At 66.8% G+C, this 16,126-nt stretch carries 15 protein-coding genes; 2 read left to right on the forward strand and 13 right to left on the reverse strand.

Translation table 11 applies throughout. The features are described from left to right. The first annotated feature begins 15 nt into the window (after positions 1–15). Positions 16–861: a helix-turn-helix domain-containing protein gene (locus SB764_RS36110; RefSeq protein ID WP_110326659.1), complete on the forward strand. Its 846-nt coding sequence runs from the start codon at positions 16–18 to the stop codon at positions 859–861. Positions 862–891: 30 nt separating this feature from the next. Here SB764_RS36110 and SB764_RS36115 read toward each other — a convergent pair whose 3' ends face one another. From SB764_RS36115 to folC, 6 genes are all read right to left on the reverse strand, one after another. After that, positions 892–1,761 carry an MOSC domain-containing protein gene (locus SB764_RS36115; RefSeq protein ID WP_410866243.1) on the reverse strand — a complete coding sequence of 290 codons (870 nt, stop codon included), beginning with the start codon at positions 1,759–1,761 and terminating at the stop codon, positions 892–894. 7 nt (positions 1,762–1,768) lie between these two features. Continuing rightward, positions 1,769–2,959 carry an O-succinylhomoserine sulfhydrylase gene (locus SB764_RS36120; RefSeq protein WP_410866244.1) on the reverse strand — a complete coding sequence of 397 codons (1,191 nt, stop codon included), beginning with the start codon at positions 2,957–2,959 and terminating at the stop codon, positions 1,769–1,771. A 252-nt stretch (positions 2,960–3,211) separates the two neighbouring features. After that, complete coding sequence (gene purF / locus SB764_RS36125) at positions 3,212–4,756, reverse strand: amidophosphoribosyltransferase (protein WP_065059997.1); 1,545 nt, start codon at positions 4,754–4,756, stop codon at positions 3,212–3,214. A 138-nt stretch (positions 4,757–4,894) separates the two neighbouring features. Beyond that, the gene (locus SB764_RS36130) at positions 4,895–5,389 is read right to left on the reverse strand and encodes a CvpA family protein (RefSeq protein ID WP_065059998.1); all 495 of its coding nucleotides are present in this window, start codon (positions 5,387–5,389) and stop codon (positions 4,895–4,897) included. Positions 5,390–5,396: 7 nt separating this feature from the next. After that, positions 5,397–6,308 carry an SPOR domain-containing protein gene (locus tag SB764_RS36135; RefSeq protein ID WP_074982621.1) on the reverse strand — a complete coding sequence of 304 codons (912 nt, stop codon included), beginning with the start codon at positions 6,306–6,308 and terminating at the stop codon, positions 5,397–5,399. Between the two features lie 62 nt (positions 6,309–6,370). Further along, positions 6,371–7,681 carry a bifunctional tetrahydrofolate synthase/dihydrofolate synthase gene (folC, locus tag SB764_RS36140; RefSeq protein ID WP_176080119.1) on the reverse strand — a complete coding sequence of 437 codons (1,311 nt, stop codon included), beginning with the start codon at positions 7,679–7,681 and terminating at the stop codon, positions 6,371–6,373. A gap of 11 nt (positions 7,682–7,692) precedes the next feature. Between folC and SB764_RS36145 the strand changes: the two genes are divergently transcribed. After that, the gene (locus tag SB764_RS36145) at positions 7,693–7,911 is read left to right on the forward strand and encodes a hypothetical protein (protein ID WP_065060001.1); all 219 of its coding nucleotides are present in this window, start codon (positions 7,693–7,695) and stop codon (positions 7,909–7,911) included. Positions 7,912–7,941: 30 nt separating this feature from the next. Here the strand turns inward: SB764_RS36145 and accD are convergent, their stop codons facing one another. The 7 genes from accD to SB764_RS36180 all read right to left on the reverse strand — a co-directional run bounded on the left by accD (position 7,942) and on the right by SB764_RS36180 (position 15,996). Continuing rightward, positions 7,942–8,814: an acetyl-CoA carboxylase, carboxyltransferase subunit beta gene (accD, locus tag SB764_RS36150; RefSeq protein ID WP_065060002.1), complete on the reverse strand. Its 873-nt coding sequence runs from the start codon at positions 8,812–8,814 to the stop codon at positions 7,942–7,944. Between the two features lie 120 nt (positions 8,815–8,934). Next, on the reverse strand, positions 8,935–9,750 hold the full coding sequence (gene trpA / locus SB764_RS36155; RefSeq protein WP_065060003.1) for a tryptophan synthase subunit alpha: 816 nt from the start codon (positions 9,748–9,750) through the stop codon (positions 8,935–8,937). Between the two features lie 60 nt (positions 9,751–9,810). Then, the gene (locus tag SB764_RS36160) at positions 9,811–10,761 is read right to left on the reverse strand and encodes a DNA-methyltransferase (protein WP_074982627.1); all 951 of its coding nucleotides are present in this window, start codon (positions 10,759–10,761) and stop codon (positions 9,811–9,813) included. 21 nt (positions 10,762–10,782) lie between these two features. Beyond that, on the reverse strand, positions 10,783–11,976 hold the full coding sequence (gene trpB / locus SB764_RS36165) for a tryptophan synthase subunit beta (RefSeq protein ID WP_074982629.1): 1,194 nt from the start codon (positions 11,974–11,976) through the stop codon (positions 10,783–10,785). Positions 11,977–12,037: 61 nt separating this feature from the next. Further along, positions 12,038–12,739, reverse strand: coding sequence for a phosphoribosylanthranilate isomerase (locus SB764_RS36170; RefSeq protein WP_410866248.1), 702 nt, complete (start codon positions 12,737–12,739; stop codon positions 12,038–12,040). 85 nt (positions 12,740–12,824) lie between these two features. Beyond that, the gene (gene truA, locus SB764_RS36175; RefSeq protein ID WP_410866245.1) at positions 12,825–13,628 is read right to left on the reverse strand and encodes a tRNA pseudouridine(38-40) synthase TruA; all 804 of its coding nucleotides are present in this window, start codon (positions 13,626–13,628) and stop codon (positions 12,825–12,827) included. A 10-nt stretch (positions 13,629–13,638) separates the two neighbouring features. Next, entirely contained in the window at positions 13,639–15,996 is a 2,358-nt protein-coding gene (locus tag SB764_RS36180; protein WP_410866246.1) for a FimV/HubP family polar landmark protein, read from the reverse strand. Between the last annotated feature and the right edge of the window lie 130 nt (positions 15,997–16,126).

Genomic DNA, 16,126 nt, shown 5'->3' on the forward strand with positions numbered 1-16,126 from the left:
ACCGTTTTCGCCACCATGAATCCGCATCATCATTCGCCCGTTACCGCGCCCGGCGTCGAGCTGCGCCGGTACGGGGCCATCGAGGAAACCGATCTGCACGACTTTCACCAGATCGTGCTCGGTCTCGACGGTTCGATGGAGATGACGGTGGGCGGCGTGGGCGAGCGCATCGACCCGTGCTCCGCGTGGCTGATTCCGGCCGGCGCGCGGCACGACTATGCGGGCATCGGCGAAAACCGCCAGCTCGTGCTCGATTTGCCCGCGGCCTCACTCGCGGTTCCCGAGCGTCTGTTCGACACGGCGCGCGCCGTGCGCATCGATCCCGCGCTCGCGGCGCTGGTGCGCCAGATCGCGCAGCGCGCGGTGCTGGCGGGTGCGAGTTATCTGTCGGCGTCGCTGGATACGTCTTCGGTTTCCGGATCGTCATCGTCCGGCGACGACTTGCGCGCGCGGCGCTTTCACTGGGACGCGTCGGCGCGCCTGTGCGCCGCGGTGCTCTCGCAAACCGGCATCGCCGGCAATAGCGCATTCGACGCCGCCGCAGGCCTCGACTTCGCGCGCATCGACCGCTGGTTGCGCGCGCATCTCGCGCAGCCGCTGCGTATCGCCGATCTGGCCGCGCATTGCGGCTTCGGCATGCGGCGCTTTCATCAGTTGTTTATCGAGGCATTCGGCGAAACGCCGCATCGCTATCTGCAACGGCTGCGTCTGGATACGGCCGTCACGCTGCTCGCCGATCCGCGCCATTCGCTGACCGACATCGCGCTCGAAGTGGGTTTCGGCGATCAGAGCGCCTTCACGCACGCGTTCACGCGGCGCTTCGGGCTCGCGCCCGGACAGTGGCGCGCGCTGCCGCATTGAGCCGCGCGCGCTTCACCCACGGCAACCCCGTCACTCGAAGCGATATTCCCACTGCGCCTGCGCGCCCACCGCGAGACGTTTGCCCGCGCCCGCCAGCACCGTCGCGTTCTGGCCGAACGTGAGACCGCCGTCCACGCGCGCATCCGCGCGGAAGGTCTGCAAGGTGTCGAGCGGCTCGGCGGGCCATTGCGCATCGCGCTCGCCGCTTAGCTGATCGATCGTCGTGATCGGGCAGCGTGCGCACGGCTTCACGAAACGCAGCACCACGGCTTCGCCGCCGTCTTCGTCTTCGATCGACAGCGTGTCGATGAAGTCCTCGTCGAACGCCTCGCCGCCGTCGACCACGATGTTCGGACGAAAGCGGCTCATCGGCAGCGCGGGCGCGCCCTTGGCCGCGAGCCGCGCGTTCAGCTCGGCCAGCGACGACTCGCTCGTCACGAGAATCGGAAAGCCGTCGGCGAACTGCGTGGGCGCGTCCTGGTCGAGCGTCCACTTCTTGCTCGCGAGACGCGTGACGTCGTGCGCGAAACGCACGAGCCGCACCGGCACGCCGAGCGCGCGCGTGAACCATTGCGCGGCTTCGTCGCCTTCGTCGAGCGCCTCGAAGGTGTCGCCCCAGACCGTCGCCTGCACACGCGCCTCGTCGCCGCGCGGCGCGAACGGCAAGTGCAGGCCGCCGCTCACGCCGTCCATCGAGAGCTGCACGCCGTCCTGCGCGAACACCGGCACGATGCGCGCCATCGACGCGTATTCGCGCTGCGAAACGAAGCGCCCGTTCGCGTCGACGACCATCCAGTGACGGTCCCACGCGAGGCCCTGCGTTTCGAGCTGCGCGTGATCGAGCGCGATCGCGCCGCACGACTTCACGGGATACACGAACAACGCGCGGATGACGCTCATGACGCGCTCACTGCCCGAGGCCGCGCGCGAGATCGCCGCGCACGTCCTGCGGATCTTCGAGGCCCACGGCCAGACGGATCAGCCCTTCGGTGATGCCCGCCGCCGCGCGCGCTTCCGGCGAGATGCGGCCGTGCGTGGTGGTCGCCGGATGCGTGATGGTCGTGCGCGTATCGCCGAGATTGCCGGTGATCGAGCACACCCTGGCGTTGTCGATCACGCGCCATGCGTTCGCGCGCTGTTCCTCAGGCGTGTCGCCCTTCACTTCGAACGAGACGATCGCGCCGCCCGCTTTCTGCTGGCGCATCGCCAGTTCATGCTGCGGATGCGAGGCGAGGCCCGGGTAGTAGACGCGCTTGACCGACGGATGCGCCTCCAGCCAGCGCGCGATTTCGAGCGCGTTGGCCGACTGCTTTTCCACGCGCAGCGAGAGCGTTTCCATGCCCTTGAGCAGCACCCACGCGTTGAACGCGGAGAGCGTCGGGCCCGCGCTGCGCACGAACGGGAACACCTTCTCCATGATGAACTGCTTCGAGCCCACCAGCGCGCCGCCGAGCACGCGACCCTGACCGTCGAGGAACTTGGTGGCCGAGTGCATCACCACGTCGGCGCCGAGCTTGAGCGGCTGTTGCAGCGCGGGGCTGCAGAAACAGTTGTCGACGACGAACAGCGCGCCCGCTTCCTTCGCGATCTTGCTGACGGCCGTGATGTCGGCGACTTCGGTCAGCGGATTCGACGGCGTTTCGAGGAAGAACATCTTCGTTTCGGGACGCACGGCGTTCTTCCACGCGTCGAGATCGGTCGGATCGACGAAGGTGGTCGTGATGCCGAACTTGCTGAAGATCTGCGAGAACATGCCGAGCGTCGAGCCGAAAATGCTCTGCGAACTGACGATGTGATCGCCCTGCTGCAGCGCGGACATCACCACCGACATGATCGCGGCCATGCCCGAAGCCGTGGCCATGCAGGCCTCGCCGCCTTCGAGTGCGGCCAGGCGGTCCTGGAACATGGTGACGGTCGGGTTCGTGAAGCGCGCGTAGGTGTAGCCCGTTTCCGAGTTCTTGAAGCGCTCGGCGGCCTCGGCGGCGCTGCCGAAACAGAAGCTCGACGTGAGGTAGAGCGCTTCCGAATGTTCGTTGAACTCGCTGCGCAGCGTGCCCGAGCGAACTGCCAGCGTGTCGAAGTTGAGGTTGTCGTCCATGTTCGTGTTTTCCGTAGCCAGAACCGTGTTTCAGGTCTGCGCGCGGCGCGCGCAAACGCAAAAAAGCCCGCTTTGCGTCGGCAGAAGCGGGCTTTTCGGGAATTCGGGGGCGCTGTAGCAAATGAGCGGCGGCCAATGCTGCACCGTTCGCTTTAGCTGTTTTGGGTTGCCCCGCGTCCGCAAGCTGAGATCAAATCGACGCAAGCCCACATGCTAACACGGGAAACGCACAGGCGTTTCCCGTCGCGCAACTCATTCGACCGACAGTTGCAGATGCAATTGCGAGCGCGAGCCGCCGTCCTGCGCGTCGCTCGCGGCGTCGCGGTCGGATTGCGCCTGCGGCGCGAGGCGCGCCGTTTCGATTTTGTCGAGATAGGCGCTCGTGATGTCGCCGGTGATGTACTCGCCGTCGAAGCACGATGCCTCGAATTCCTCGATCTCGGGATTGATGTCGCGCACGGCCTGCTTGAGCGATTCCACGTCCTGATACACGAGGTAATCCGCGCCGATGATGCGCGCCACTTCTTCGTCCGTGCGGCCATGCGCGACCAGCTCGCCGCGCGTGGGCATGTCGATGCCGTAGACGTTCGGGAATTTCACCGGCGGCGCCGCCGAGGCGAAGATCACCTTGGTCGCGCCCGCATCGCGCGCCATCTGCACGATTTCCTGCGAGGTCGTGCCGCGCACGATCGAGTCGTCGATGATCAGGACATTCTTGCCCTTGAACTCGATGCCCATCGCGTTGAGCTTCTGGCGCACCGACTTCTTGCGCATCGCCTGGCCCGGCATGATGAAGGTGCGGCCCACGTAGCGGTTCTTGAAGAAGCCTTCGCGGTATTCCACGCCGAGCTTGTTCGCCACCTGCATCGCGGCGGGGCGCGACGAATCGGGAATCGGCATCACGACGTCGATCTTCACGTCGGGCAGTTCGCGCTGGATCTTCTCCGCGAGATAGTCGCCCATGCGCAGACGCGCGTTGTAGACCGGCACGCCGTCGAGCACCGAGTCCGGACGCGCGAGGTACACGAGTTCGAAGATGCAGGGGTTGAGCTTCGGCTTCTCGGCGCATTGCTGCGAATGCAGGTTGCCGTCGAAATCGATGAACACCGCTTCGCCCGGCTCCACGTCGCGCACGAACTCGAAACCGATGCCTTCGAGCGCCACCGACTCCGACGCCACCATCCATTCCGTGCCTTCCGGCGTTTCGATCTTGCCGATGCACAGCGGACGGATGCCGAACGGGTCGCGGAACGCCAGCAGGCCGTAGCCCGCGATCAGCGAAACGATCGCGTACGAGCCGCGCACGCGGCGATGCACGCCCGAGACCGCCTTGAAGAGCGCGGCCGGGTCGAGTTGCAGACCGGTGGTCGCGAGCTGCACTTCGTGCGCGAGCACGTTGAGCATCACTTCGGTGTCGGAGTTCGTGTTCACGTGGCGGCGATCCACGCGGAACATCTCTTCCTTCAACTGTTGCCAGTTCGTGAGATTGCCGTTGTGGGCGAGGATCAGGCCGAACGGCGCGTTCACGTAGAACGGCTGGGCCTCTTCTTCGCTCGACGCCGAGCCGGCCGTCGGGTAACGCACCTGACCGATGCCGCAGGTGCCGGGCAGGCTACGCATGTTGCGCGTGCGGAACACGTCGCGCACCATGCCGTTGGCCTTATGGAGGTGGAACGTGCTGCCGTTCGCGGTGGCAATGCCGGCCGCGTCCTGACCGCGATGCTGCAGGAGCAGCAGCGCGTCATAGAGGAGCTGGTTGACGGGAGAGCGGGAAACTACGCCTACGATGCCGCACATGGCAGGTCCTTCAAAAAAGCGAAATCGGTAACAGCTCGCGAACAGTCGGATCGCGGCGGCCGGTCGAGTCCGGCCGGAGTGCCGCGAGGCAGCGCCGCCTGACAATCCCGGGCCCTGTCACAACCGATCAGCTGATGATCAGACGTGAACGTAGGCCGCGAGCGTATCGGGCAACATGGGTTTCAGTTCGTGCACGCCCTGCACGGCATAAGGCCGCAGCAGCGCGTTGCGCCAGAAGTCCTGCTGGGGCAGCTCGGTCAGTCCGCCAAGGACGACGAGAATCAGCACCAGCACGACGCCTCGCGCGAGGCCGAACAACAACCCGAGCGAACGGTCCACGCCGGACAATCCGCTCACCTGCACCAACCGGCCGAGCAGCGCGTTCGCCACGCCGGCCACGAGCACCACGCCGATCACGATCAGCGCGAAGGCGATCAGCCATTGGGTGAGCGCCTGACCCGGCAAATGCGCCGGAATCCAGGGCACCACGCGGTCCACGTAGCGGCACGCCACGATAAACGCCGCGATCCAGCCGATCAGGCCAAAAATTTCGCCGATGAATCCCCGCCACGCACCGCGCAGCGCGGACAAACCGATCACCGCCATTACAGCGTAGTCGAATGCCGTGAACATCGGCGGCTTATTCCGCGTTCGCGTTCGAACCGGCCGTCAGACCCGCGCCGCGCACCTTCGCGATCGCCTCCGTGGCGGCCGCGCGGTCGGCGAACGGGCCGGCGCGCAGCAGCGTGCGCGTCGTGCCGTCGGCATCCTTGCGTTGTTCGGTATATGCGGGTACACCCGCGGCTTTCAACTTCGTGACCCATTTATTCGCGGCCGCGTCGCTGCTGAACGCGCCGAGTTGCACCGCGAAACGCGCGCCAGGCGGCGCGGCGGGCGCGCCGGAATCGTCGCTGCCGGCGGCGGATTTGGCGCTGCCGGTTGCGGTGTTGGTCGCGCTATTGGTCGCGTTATTGGCAGAAGATTGCGCGGTGGACTGCGCGGGCTTCGCGGCCGGCTTCGGCTGCGCTTGCGCGGTTTGGGCGGTTTGCTGCTGGGCGGGCTGGGCTTGCGTCTGCGCCGGCGCGCTTTGTGTGGTCTGCACGGACGGCGCCTTCACCGCCGGTGCGGCTGCGGGCGCGGACGCCGCAGCGAGGCTCGACGCGCCCGGCGCGGGCGGATTGTCGGGCGCGACGCCGGCTTGCGTATCGTCGTCGTCATCGCGCGCGGGGGCAGCGGCTCCCTTGGGCGCGGGATGGCTCGGAATGTCGATCGCGATGTCGTCGGTGACGGGCTTCGGATGGGAGTCGAGCACCATCGGGAGAATCACGATGGCGGCCAGCACCAGCGCGATCGCACCGACCAGGCGGCGGCGCGCGCGCTGCTTCTCCGGCAAGGTGGGATCGAGGAGCATGGCCTCGGCGTCGGCGGACCGGTCCGTGCGGCGGCTGCGCCGCTCAACGCGCGTGTTCTGGCTGCTCCGTCGGCTGGAGCCGGCATCGGCGCCGCGTCGGCGGGGCGCCTCGTCTTTCTTGCCGAACGAGAAAATTCCCATGTATGGCTGCTTTTGGCCTGTCTGCGTGGTGCTTGCCGTGGTGGCGTAGATTCGCCGCGCGTTCAGTGCTGCTGTGACTTTCGCCAGGCCATGACGCCGGCGACGGTCAAGAAACTCCCGAAAACAATAATTCTATCATTTTCAGTCGCTCGTTTTAGCGCATCTTGAAATGCAGCGGCGGGCGATTCGTAATGCGTGATGCTGCTGTCTGCGCTGTCTTCCACACCGGCCTCGCGCAGCGCGTCTTCGAGCTGTTGCGCGGACGCCGCGCGCGGCAGCGGCAGATCGGTCACGCACCAGTGGTCGATTTCGCCCTTCAGATGGCCGATCACGCCGGCGATGTCCTTGTCGCGCATGGCGCCAAATACCGCGTAAGTGTACGGAAAATAGCCCATGCTGCCGAGATTTTGCCCGAGCACGGCGGCGGCATGCGGATTGTGGCCGACATCGAAAATGATCGCGGGCTTGCCCGGCAGCACCTGGAAGCGCCCCGGCAATTCCACGTTCGCGAGACCCAGACGGATGTCCTGCGCCGAAACCGGCACGCGGTCGCGCATCGCTTCGAGCGCGGCGAGCGCGGCCGAGGTATTGATCAGCTGATTCGCACCGCGCAGCGCCGGATACGCGAGCGCCGAACGGCGTTGCGTGCGGCCCACATAGCTCCATTGCTGGCGCTCGCTGCCCGGCGAGCCTTCGAAGCGGAAATCGCGGCCGAAGAGCCACAGATCGGCGCCGATCGACTCAGCATGGTCGATGAGCGTTTGCGGCGGCAGCGGGTCCGAGCAGATCGCGGGCTTGCCCGCGCGGAAGATGCCGGCTTTTTCGAAGCCGATCTTCTCGCGCGTGTCGCCGAGATATTCGGTGTGGTCGAGGTCGATGCTCGTGACGATCGCGCAATCGGTGTCGAGCACGTTCACGGCGTCGAGGCGGCCGCCCAGACCCACTTCGAAGATCACCGCGTCGAGCCCGCGCGAAGCGAACAGATGCATGATCGCCAGCGTCGTGAACTCGAAATACGTGAGCGAAACCGGCGTGGGCAGCGCGTTGCGCGCAGCTTCCACGGCCTCGAAGTGCGGCAGCAGATCGGCGTCGCTGGCCTGTTCGCCGTCGATGCGCGCGCGCTCGTTGAACGAGAGCAGATGCGGCGACGTGTGGCAGCCCACGTGATAACCGGCCTTGAGCAGAATCGTTTCGAGAATCGCGCAGGTCGAGCCCTTTCCGTTCGTGCCGCCGACGGTGAAGATCGGACACTCGAACTGGAGCTTCAGCGCCTCCTTGACCTGGGTGATGCGGCCGAGGCCCATGTCGATGCCGACCGGGTGCGCGGTTTCGAGATGCGTGAGCCACGCGTCGAGAGTGGGAAAGGTGCTCATGAATACGCGATGTGAAACGATTCGAATGGAAGGCCGGACAACTGCTGCTGTGCCATGACGGCGCAAACAACAAACAGCGGACACGCGGCGCGGCGTCCTGCCCGCGCGCACCGCAATCGAACATCCTCTATTCGACCGCGATCTCGCGCGAACGATCCGCCACGAAAGAACGGCATTATCGCGGAAATGACAACGCGCCGCTTGCTTTCGCTCGCGGCGCGTTGGCTTGAGTGCGGATGACGGCGCCTGGCGCCCGGTCGTTACGCCACGGCGTCAGCCGGCTGGCGCTGCAGCAGCGCCATGAGCTGGGCGATTTCCTCACGCAGCTTGCGGCGGTCGACGATCATGTCGATAGCGCCCTTCTGCAGCAGGAATTCCGCGCGCTGGAAGCCTTCCGGCAGCTTCTCGCGCACCGTCTGCTCGATCACGCGCGGGCCGGCGAAGCCGATCAGCGCCTTCGGTTCCGCGATCACCACGTCGCCGAGGAACGCGAAGCTCGCCGACACGCCGCCCATCGTGGGATCGGTCAGCACCGAAATGAACGGCAGCCTGGCTTCCGAGAGCTTGGTCAGCATGGCCGTGGTCTTGGCCATCTGCATCAGCGACAGCAGGCTTTCCTGCATGCGCGCGCCGCCCGAAGCGGTAAAGCAGATGAACGGCACTTGCTGCTCGAGCGCGGTCTGCGCGCCGCGTGCGAAACGCTCGCCGACCACCGACCCCATCGAGCCACCCATGAAGGCGAACTCGAAGCAGGCGACCACGCAGGGCAGCGTGTGGATCGCGCCGCCCATGACGACCATCGCGTCGGTTTCACCCGTATCGTCCATCGCTTCCTTGATGCGATCGGGGTACTTGCGACTGTCCTTGAACTTCAGCGCGTCGACCGGAACGATTTCCTGACCGAGCTCATAGCGGCCTTCCGGATCGAGCAGGCCGTCGAGGCGCTCGCGCGCATTGATGCGCATGTGGTGGTCGCACTTCGGGCAGACGTGGAGGTTCGCTTCGACGTCGTTGCGGTACAGGACCGCTTCGCACTTCGGGCACTTGATCCACAGACCTTCCGGAATGCTCTTGCGGCTTTTCGGATCGGTTTGCTTGATCTTGGGCGGCAGCAGTTTATCGAGCCAGCTCATGTATTTTCTTCCTTGACCTTCGTGATGCGCGGGCGCGGCGGATCGAGCTGACCCGACCGGTAAAACCGACCGGGTTCCGACCCCGACCGCGCATGGCGAAAAGTGGATTTTACAGCACTCTCATTTCGCGTTGTCCGACAGCGCGTCCAGCGCCGCGCGAATGCCCGCGATGAACTGCGTGAGCGCCTCGGCGGCCGAGTCGGCGGGCGCCTGTTCGAGCAGCGTGACAATGCGGCTGCCGATCACGACGGCGTCCGACACTTCGGCCACCGCGGCGGCGGTTTGCGCGTCGCGAATGCCGAAACCCACGCCAACCGGCAGCGGCACGCCCGCCTTGATCGCCGGGATTTTACTCGCGATGCTCGCGACGTCCAGATTCGCCGCGCCCGTCACGCCCTTGAGCGAGACGTAATAGACGTAGCCGCTGGCCGCGCGGCCCACTTCGGCGATGCGCTCCGCCGTGGACGTGGGCGCGAGCAGGAAGATCGGATCGATGTCGGCCGCCTTCATCTTCGCGGCGAATTCCACCGATTCCTCGGGCGGATAGTCGACCACCAGCACGCCGTCCACGCCCGCGTCCTTCGCGGCGGCCGCGAACGCGTCGGCGCCCATGCGCTCGATCGGGTTGGCGTAACCCATCAGCACGACGGGCGTGCTGTTGTCGGTTTCGCGGAAGCGCTTGACGTCGGCCAGCACGCTCTTGAGCGTGACGCCCTTCGCGAGCGCGCGCTCCGACGCCTGCTGGATCACCGGGCCGTCGGCCATCGGGTCCGAGAACGGCACGCCGAGTTCGATCACGTCCGCGCCGCCGGCGGCGAGCGCGTGCATGAATTCGACCGTGCGGGCCGGATCGGGGTCGCCTGCCGTCATGAACGGGATCAGGCCTTTCTTGCTGGCGGCGGCGAGCGCCTCGAACGTGGTTTTGATGCGGGACATTTCAGGGTCCTCAATCTCAATGGATACCGCGCGTCGCAGACCGACGGCGGCGGCGGCGCCTCAGGCGCCGGCCGCGACAGCCGTGGCGCGGGCAGCGGACGCGGGCGCGGCGGCTGCCGCGCTCACGCGTTCGCGCGCGATCGCGCAGTAACTTTCGTTGATTTCATAGCCGACGAATTCGCGCTTTTGACGCGCGCAAGCGACTGCCGTGGTGCCGCTGCCCATGAACGGGTCCAGCACGCGGCCGCCCGGCGGGCAGCTCGCGAGCACCATGCGCTCGACGATTTCCAAAGGCTTCTGGGTCGGATGATCGACACGTTCCGCGTGCTGCCGATGCAGCCGCGAGACCGACCAGACGTCCTTGGGGTTGTAGCCGAGCTCCAGCCACTTGCTGCCTTCGAACAACTTGCGCGAACGCGCCTTCTTCGTGGCGGCATCGTACGGGATGCGGACGGGATCGAGATCGAAGTAGTAATCCTTCGAGACCGCGAAAAAACCGATGTTGTCGTGCACGGAGGTAAAGCGGCGGGTGGTGCCGCCCATGCTGGGTACGCGACGATCCCAGACGATCTCGTTAATCATCGTCATTTTCGACTTCAGATAAACGAAGATCTCGGGCGCGTACTGCCACGTGCAAAACACATAGAGCGAGCCGCTGGCCTTGAGCTTGGGAATCGCCAGATCGAGCCAGCCATACGTCCAGGCGAGGAAGTCCTCGCCCGAACGCATATCGGAGTCGTTGCCGTAGTCCTTGCCGAGCCCATAAGGCGGATCGGCGACGATCAGGTCGATCGAGGCATCGGGCAAATTCGCCGCATCGGTCAGAAAATCGCGGTTCAGGAGCCGGATGCCGTCGGGCACTGCCGGCGGCACCACGGACACCGCCGCCGCGGGCAAAGCGGCGGCGTGAGCCAGCGCCGCGGCGGCTTCCTGCTCCGCCGTCCGGCTGCTCACTTCGCCCGTCTCGCCTGTGGCGGCCGGCAGGGTCGGCTCGTCGAACTCGTCACGCATCGCTGGTGTCGCTCCCGGCGCCTAGAACTGGATGCCCGATCGCTCGGCGACCGTGTGCATGTCCTTGTCGCCGCGGCCCGAGAGGTTCACCAGCAGAACCTTGTCCTTGGGCAGCGTGGGCGCGAGCTTCGCGGCGTACGCGAGCGCGTGGCTCGATTCGAGCGCCGGAATGATGCCTTCGATGCGGCAGCAGTCGTGGAAAGCCTTGAGCGCTTCCTCGTCGTCGATCGTCACGTACTGCGCGCGGCCGCTGTCCTTGAGCCACGCGTGCTCGGGACCGACGCCCGGATAGTCGAGACCCGCCGACACCGAATGCGTCTCGATGATCTGGCCGTTCTCGTCCTGGAGCAGATAGGTTCGGTTGCCGTGCAGCACGCCCGGCGTGCCCGCTGCGAGCGAAGCCGCGTGACGGCCCGTTTCCATGCCGTCGCCGGCCGGCTCGACGCCGATCAACTGCACCGAACTTTCGTCGATATACGGATAAAAGATACCCATCGCATTCGAACCGCCGCCCACGCACGCGATCACCGCGTCGGGCTGGCGACCGGTCATTTCGGGCATCTGCACGCGGCATTCGTCGCCGATCACGCGCTGGAAGTCGCGCACCATCATCGGATACGGGTGCGGACCCGCGACGGTGCCGATGATGTAGAAGGTGTTTTCGACGTTGGTGACCCAGTCGCGCATGGCTTCGTTGAGCGCGTCCTTGAGCGTGCGCGAGCCCGACTCGACCGGCACGACCGTCGCGCCCAGCAGCTTCATGCGGTAGACGTTGGCGGCCTGGCGGCGCACGTCTTCCGCGCCCATGTAGACGACGCATTCCATGCCGAAGCGCGCCGCGATCGTGGCGGTCGCCACGCCGTGCTGGCCCGCGCCGGTCTCGGCGATCACGCGCGGCTTGCCCATGCGGCGGGCGAGCAGCGCCTGGCCGATCACGTTGTTCACCTTGTGGGCGCCGGTGTGGTTGAGGTCCTCGCGCTTCAGATAGATCTGCGCGCCGCCGAGCATTTCGCTCCAGCGCTGCGCGTGATAGATCGGCGACGGACGGCCGACAAAATGCTTCAACTCGCGCTCATATTCCGCGCGGAAGTCGGGATCGTCCTTGTATTTCGCGTAGGCGTCGCGCAGTTCGTCGATCGCCTGCATGAGGGTTTCGGCAGCGAACACGCCGCCATATTGGCCGAAATGGCCACGTTCATCTGGCAAATTGTACATAAGTCACTCGCTCCGACCGGATGGTGCCTTGCGTTGCGCAAGGACTTGCCGGTCCAGAAAATTATCCCGCGTCCGCTTCGCGCACTGCGCGCACGAACGCCGCCATACGGGCGTGATCTTTCACGCCCTTCGCGCCCGGTACCTCGATGCCACTGGAGACATCGACGGCGTACGGACGCACCTGGCGAATCGCATCACCGACGTTTTGCGCGTTCAAGCCACCACTCAAAACGGCCCGACGCGCGAGCCCTGCGGGGATAAGTGACCAATCGAAGACCTTCCCGCCACCGCCGTAACCGTCGACATGGGTGTCGAACAGAAGGCCGCTGGCTGATGAATAACTATTCGCCGATTCTACCAAATCGGTCTGCTGAGTATCCGCCGCCACTCGCAACGCCCGCAACCAGGGCAAACCGGCAACCGCCGCCAGCGACTCGCACTGTGCGGGCGTTTCGTCGCCGTGGAATTGCAGCAGCGTGAGCGAGACGTTGCTCGCCACTTCGCTGAGCCATTGCGGCGTGGGGTTCACGAACAGGCCCACGACCGAGACGAACGGCGGAATGTCGTGCGTCAGCTCGACGGCCTGCGCGATGCTCACCGAACGCGCGCTGGGCGGATAAAACACGAGACCGATCGCGTCCGCGCCGAGGTCGATCGCCCGGTCCACCGCCTCGGGCGTGGACAGCCCGCACAGCTTGATACGCGTGCGATGCGCGGCGCGCTCGGCTTGATCGACCTGATCGACTGGCTCGGCTTGCGTCATGACTTGAGGCTCGTTGAAATCTCGATGGTTAAAGGCAACTTGCGCGGAATTCATCGAATTTGCTTGCGATTGCGACGCTGCGGCATCAGGCCGGATCGTCCCAGATCGCGCTCCACGGCACGCTCGCCGTATGCGGCGCGGGTACCGCGAACTCGTCAGGATAGCCTACCTGGGCGAGATACAGGCCGTCCGGCATGAATGTCGGCGCGGCTTTGCCGCGGTCGAGTCCCGCCAGCACCTCGGCCATCCACGAAACCGGATAGCGCCCGCGCCCGACCGCCACGAGGCAGCCCATCAGGTTGCGCACCATGTGATGCAGGAACGCGTTGGCGCGGAATCGGAAGTGGATGAAGTCGCCCTGCGGCCGGATGTCAATCTGGTACAGGTGCTTGACCGGCGTCTTCGACTGGCACTCCGAGGAACGGAAGGCCGAAAAATCGTGCTCGCCGATCAGGCATTGCGCCGCCTCGCGCATCGCGTCGACGTCGAGCGGCGTATGAATCCAGCCGGAGCGGCCCGCCAGCATCGGCGAACGCACCGGGTGCACGTAGAGCACGTAGTAATAGGTGCGCTCGAAGGCCGCGAAGCGCGCGTGGAACGCCTCGGGCATGGGCTTGGCCCACTGCACCGCGACCGTCGACGGCAGGAACGCATTGGTGCCGCGCACCCACGAAAAATCGGTGCGATCGAGATCGGTGTCGAAGTGCACGACCTGGCCCAGCCCATGCACGCCCGAGTCGGTGCGGCCCGCGACCACCGTGGAGAGCGGCACCGTGGCGAACTCGCGCAGCGCGCGCTCTAGCGCGTCCTGCACGGTCTTGCCGTGCGGCTGCGATTGCCAGCCGCAGAACGCGGCGCCGTCGTACTGGATACCTAACGCGATTCGCATGCGGCAGGCGTCAGGACAGCGGCGAGAGCGTCGACAGCAGCGCCTGCGCGTCGGCGCGCGTGGCGTGGTCGCTCGACTCGATCACTTCGTTGATCAGCGCACGCGCGCCCGACAGATCGCCCAGCGCGATGTATTCGTGCGCGAGATCCAGCTTGTTGCGGGCGATGCGCGCAAGTTGATCGGGCGAGAAGACCGGCAGCGGCTCGGCGGAATCCGGCGGCAGGTTCAGGTCGAAATCGAGCGAAAGCGTGCCGAAACGCGGCGCGCCCAGGCCCGCGATGGAGCCGATGCCCGCGGTACCGGCTTCGATCGCCTGGCCGGCGAGCGGCGCGGGCGGCTGGCCGAACGGCAGGGGCTGACCGAGCGTCGCGCCCGACGTGGCGGACGGTTCGGTCGTGAACGGGAAATCGGGCATGGCCGGCGCATCCGGCACTTCCACGCGCGGCGGCAACGACATTTCGATACTGCCGAGCGCATCGACTGCGGTTTTCGGAAACTCTTGCGGGACTTCTTGGTAGGGCATTGATTCTTCTGCGGAAACTGCGGGAACAACGGGTTCTGCGGGCGCAGCCGGCTCGGGCTCAGGATCGCCGGGCATGCGCAATTCGAGCGGCTGCGGTTCGCGCGCGTGCGGCGCGAACGGTGCGGGCTCGCCTTCCGCTTCGGTGGCTTCGGTCGCGAGCGGCTGGTCGTGAGTCTCGGAGTGAGTCGGGTCCTCGCCCGGCATCGTCATTTCGATGGGGTGCGGCTCGGCCTCGGCGCGGCGCGCGTGCTCGTCCATTTCACCGACCGTGCGCTGCGCGGCCAGACCTTCCGGCGGCAGCGCCGATGCGCCCAGTTCCGCGGCCGCGGCGAAGCTCGCGGCGTCGGTGGCGTCGGCGAGCGTTTCCGGTTCACCCGGCGCCACGCCTTGCGGATGCGTGCCGTGCTCCGCGCGGTCTTCGCGCAGCGCGTCGGGGCCGTGCGCTTGCGTGGGCTCCAGCTTGTCGAACAGCGTCGGCGGCAACGCGTCGGCGCCCAGCTCCGCAGCAGCGGACAGGCTCGCAGCGTCGGTGGCGTGATCGAGCGCCGCGTCGGCGTCCGTGTGAGTTTGCGCGTACGCGGCCGCGCCGGCCGCCGCAGCCGCGGTGGCGGTGGGCGCGAGCGTCAGCGGCTCGTCGAGCACGGGCACGTCGGCTTCGGCTTCCGTGCCTGCGGGCGGTGCGACCGGTGCGGTCGGCGCGACCGGCGTTTCCGTAGCCGCCGGCGCATCTGCTGCCGCTGCGGGCTTGCGGCGCTTGCGCATCAACAGACGCACGAGCAGCGCGACGAAAGCCAGCACGATCGCCGCCACGATGCCGAGCGTCACCGGCGACACTTCCGGCTGTTGCGCATCCTGTGCGCCAGCGGGCGCGTGCTGCGCGCCCGATGCACCGTTCGCGCCACCGGCAACTTGCGCCGGCTTGCCGATGCCGTGCTGCAGGGCCATCAGCACGCGATTCTTGAGCGCGAGCAGTTGCTGGAGACTCGACACCGAAACCGGCGCGGATGCTGCGGACGCCGCCGAAGCGGCCTGAACCGATCCGCTGAACGAATGTTGATCGACGCCCGAGGCCCCCGACGCGAGGGCAGCCGAAGCGCCCGCAGCCGATGCCGCCGTCGCCGTCGCCGTCGCCGCCGATGCCGATGCCGTTTCGGGGGCCGAAGCGCCTGCCGCTTCGCTCGCAGCGCCAGCCACCGTTGCCGGGCTCGACGCGGCATTACTTGCGGTCGCTGCGGTCGCCGCCGTCGCCGCGCTCGCACCCGCGTTCGCCGTGGCCACCGCCGAAGCCGCAGCAGCAGTCGCGCCAGTCGCAGCCGCCGTATTCGGCGTCGCCGCGCTTGCGGGTGCCGTCGCGGCAGCCGGCGCGCTGGCGGTCGTGGCCGGGGCGGCCGGAGCCGAAGCCGCCGTCACGCCCGAAGCCGCGCCCGCCGACGCCATGTCGGGCGTACCCGGCACATTGAGCATCGCGCCAACCTTCAGGCGGCTCGGGTCATGCTTCATGAACGCGTTGGGATTGGCGTCGAACAGCGCCGAACTCGCACGCGCGAGCACCGTCTTGTCATGCGACTGCGTGAGATCCACGGCCACGTCGTGCAGCGACTGCCCCGGATGGACCGTGTACTGGCCGACCACGGGCAGCGCCGCCGGCGCAGCCGAAGCGCCCGCCGCAGCGGCCGATGCGCCGGTCGCGGCCGTCGCCGCGCTGCCCGCCTGGGCCGCGCCGCCTTGCGCGTGCGCCGCGCCGGTTGCCGCAGCCAGCGCGAACGCCGTGGCCGCGATGGCGGCACGCAGCGTCAGGCGCGCTTGCGGAAATGGAGTGGAAACAGAGTCGAGTCGAACGGTCATCAGTTGCCCTGGCACACCGCTCGCGCGGCTGTCGATGAAACGGGAATTCGTTGCGGATGGTCGCGGACGTCGCGCGAGCGCCGATCCGCGAAAATAAAAAAGCGCCGCGACTGGCGCGGCGCTTTTTCCA

The organism is Paraburkholderia sp. SIMBA_027 (assembly GCF_046535315.1).
In the GTDB taxonomy this organism is placed as follows: Bacteria; Pseudomonadota; Gammaproteobacteria; order Burkholderiales; family Burkholderiaceae; genus Paraburkholderia; species Paraburkholderia tropica.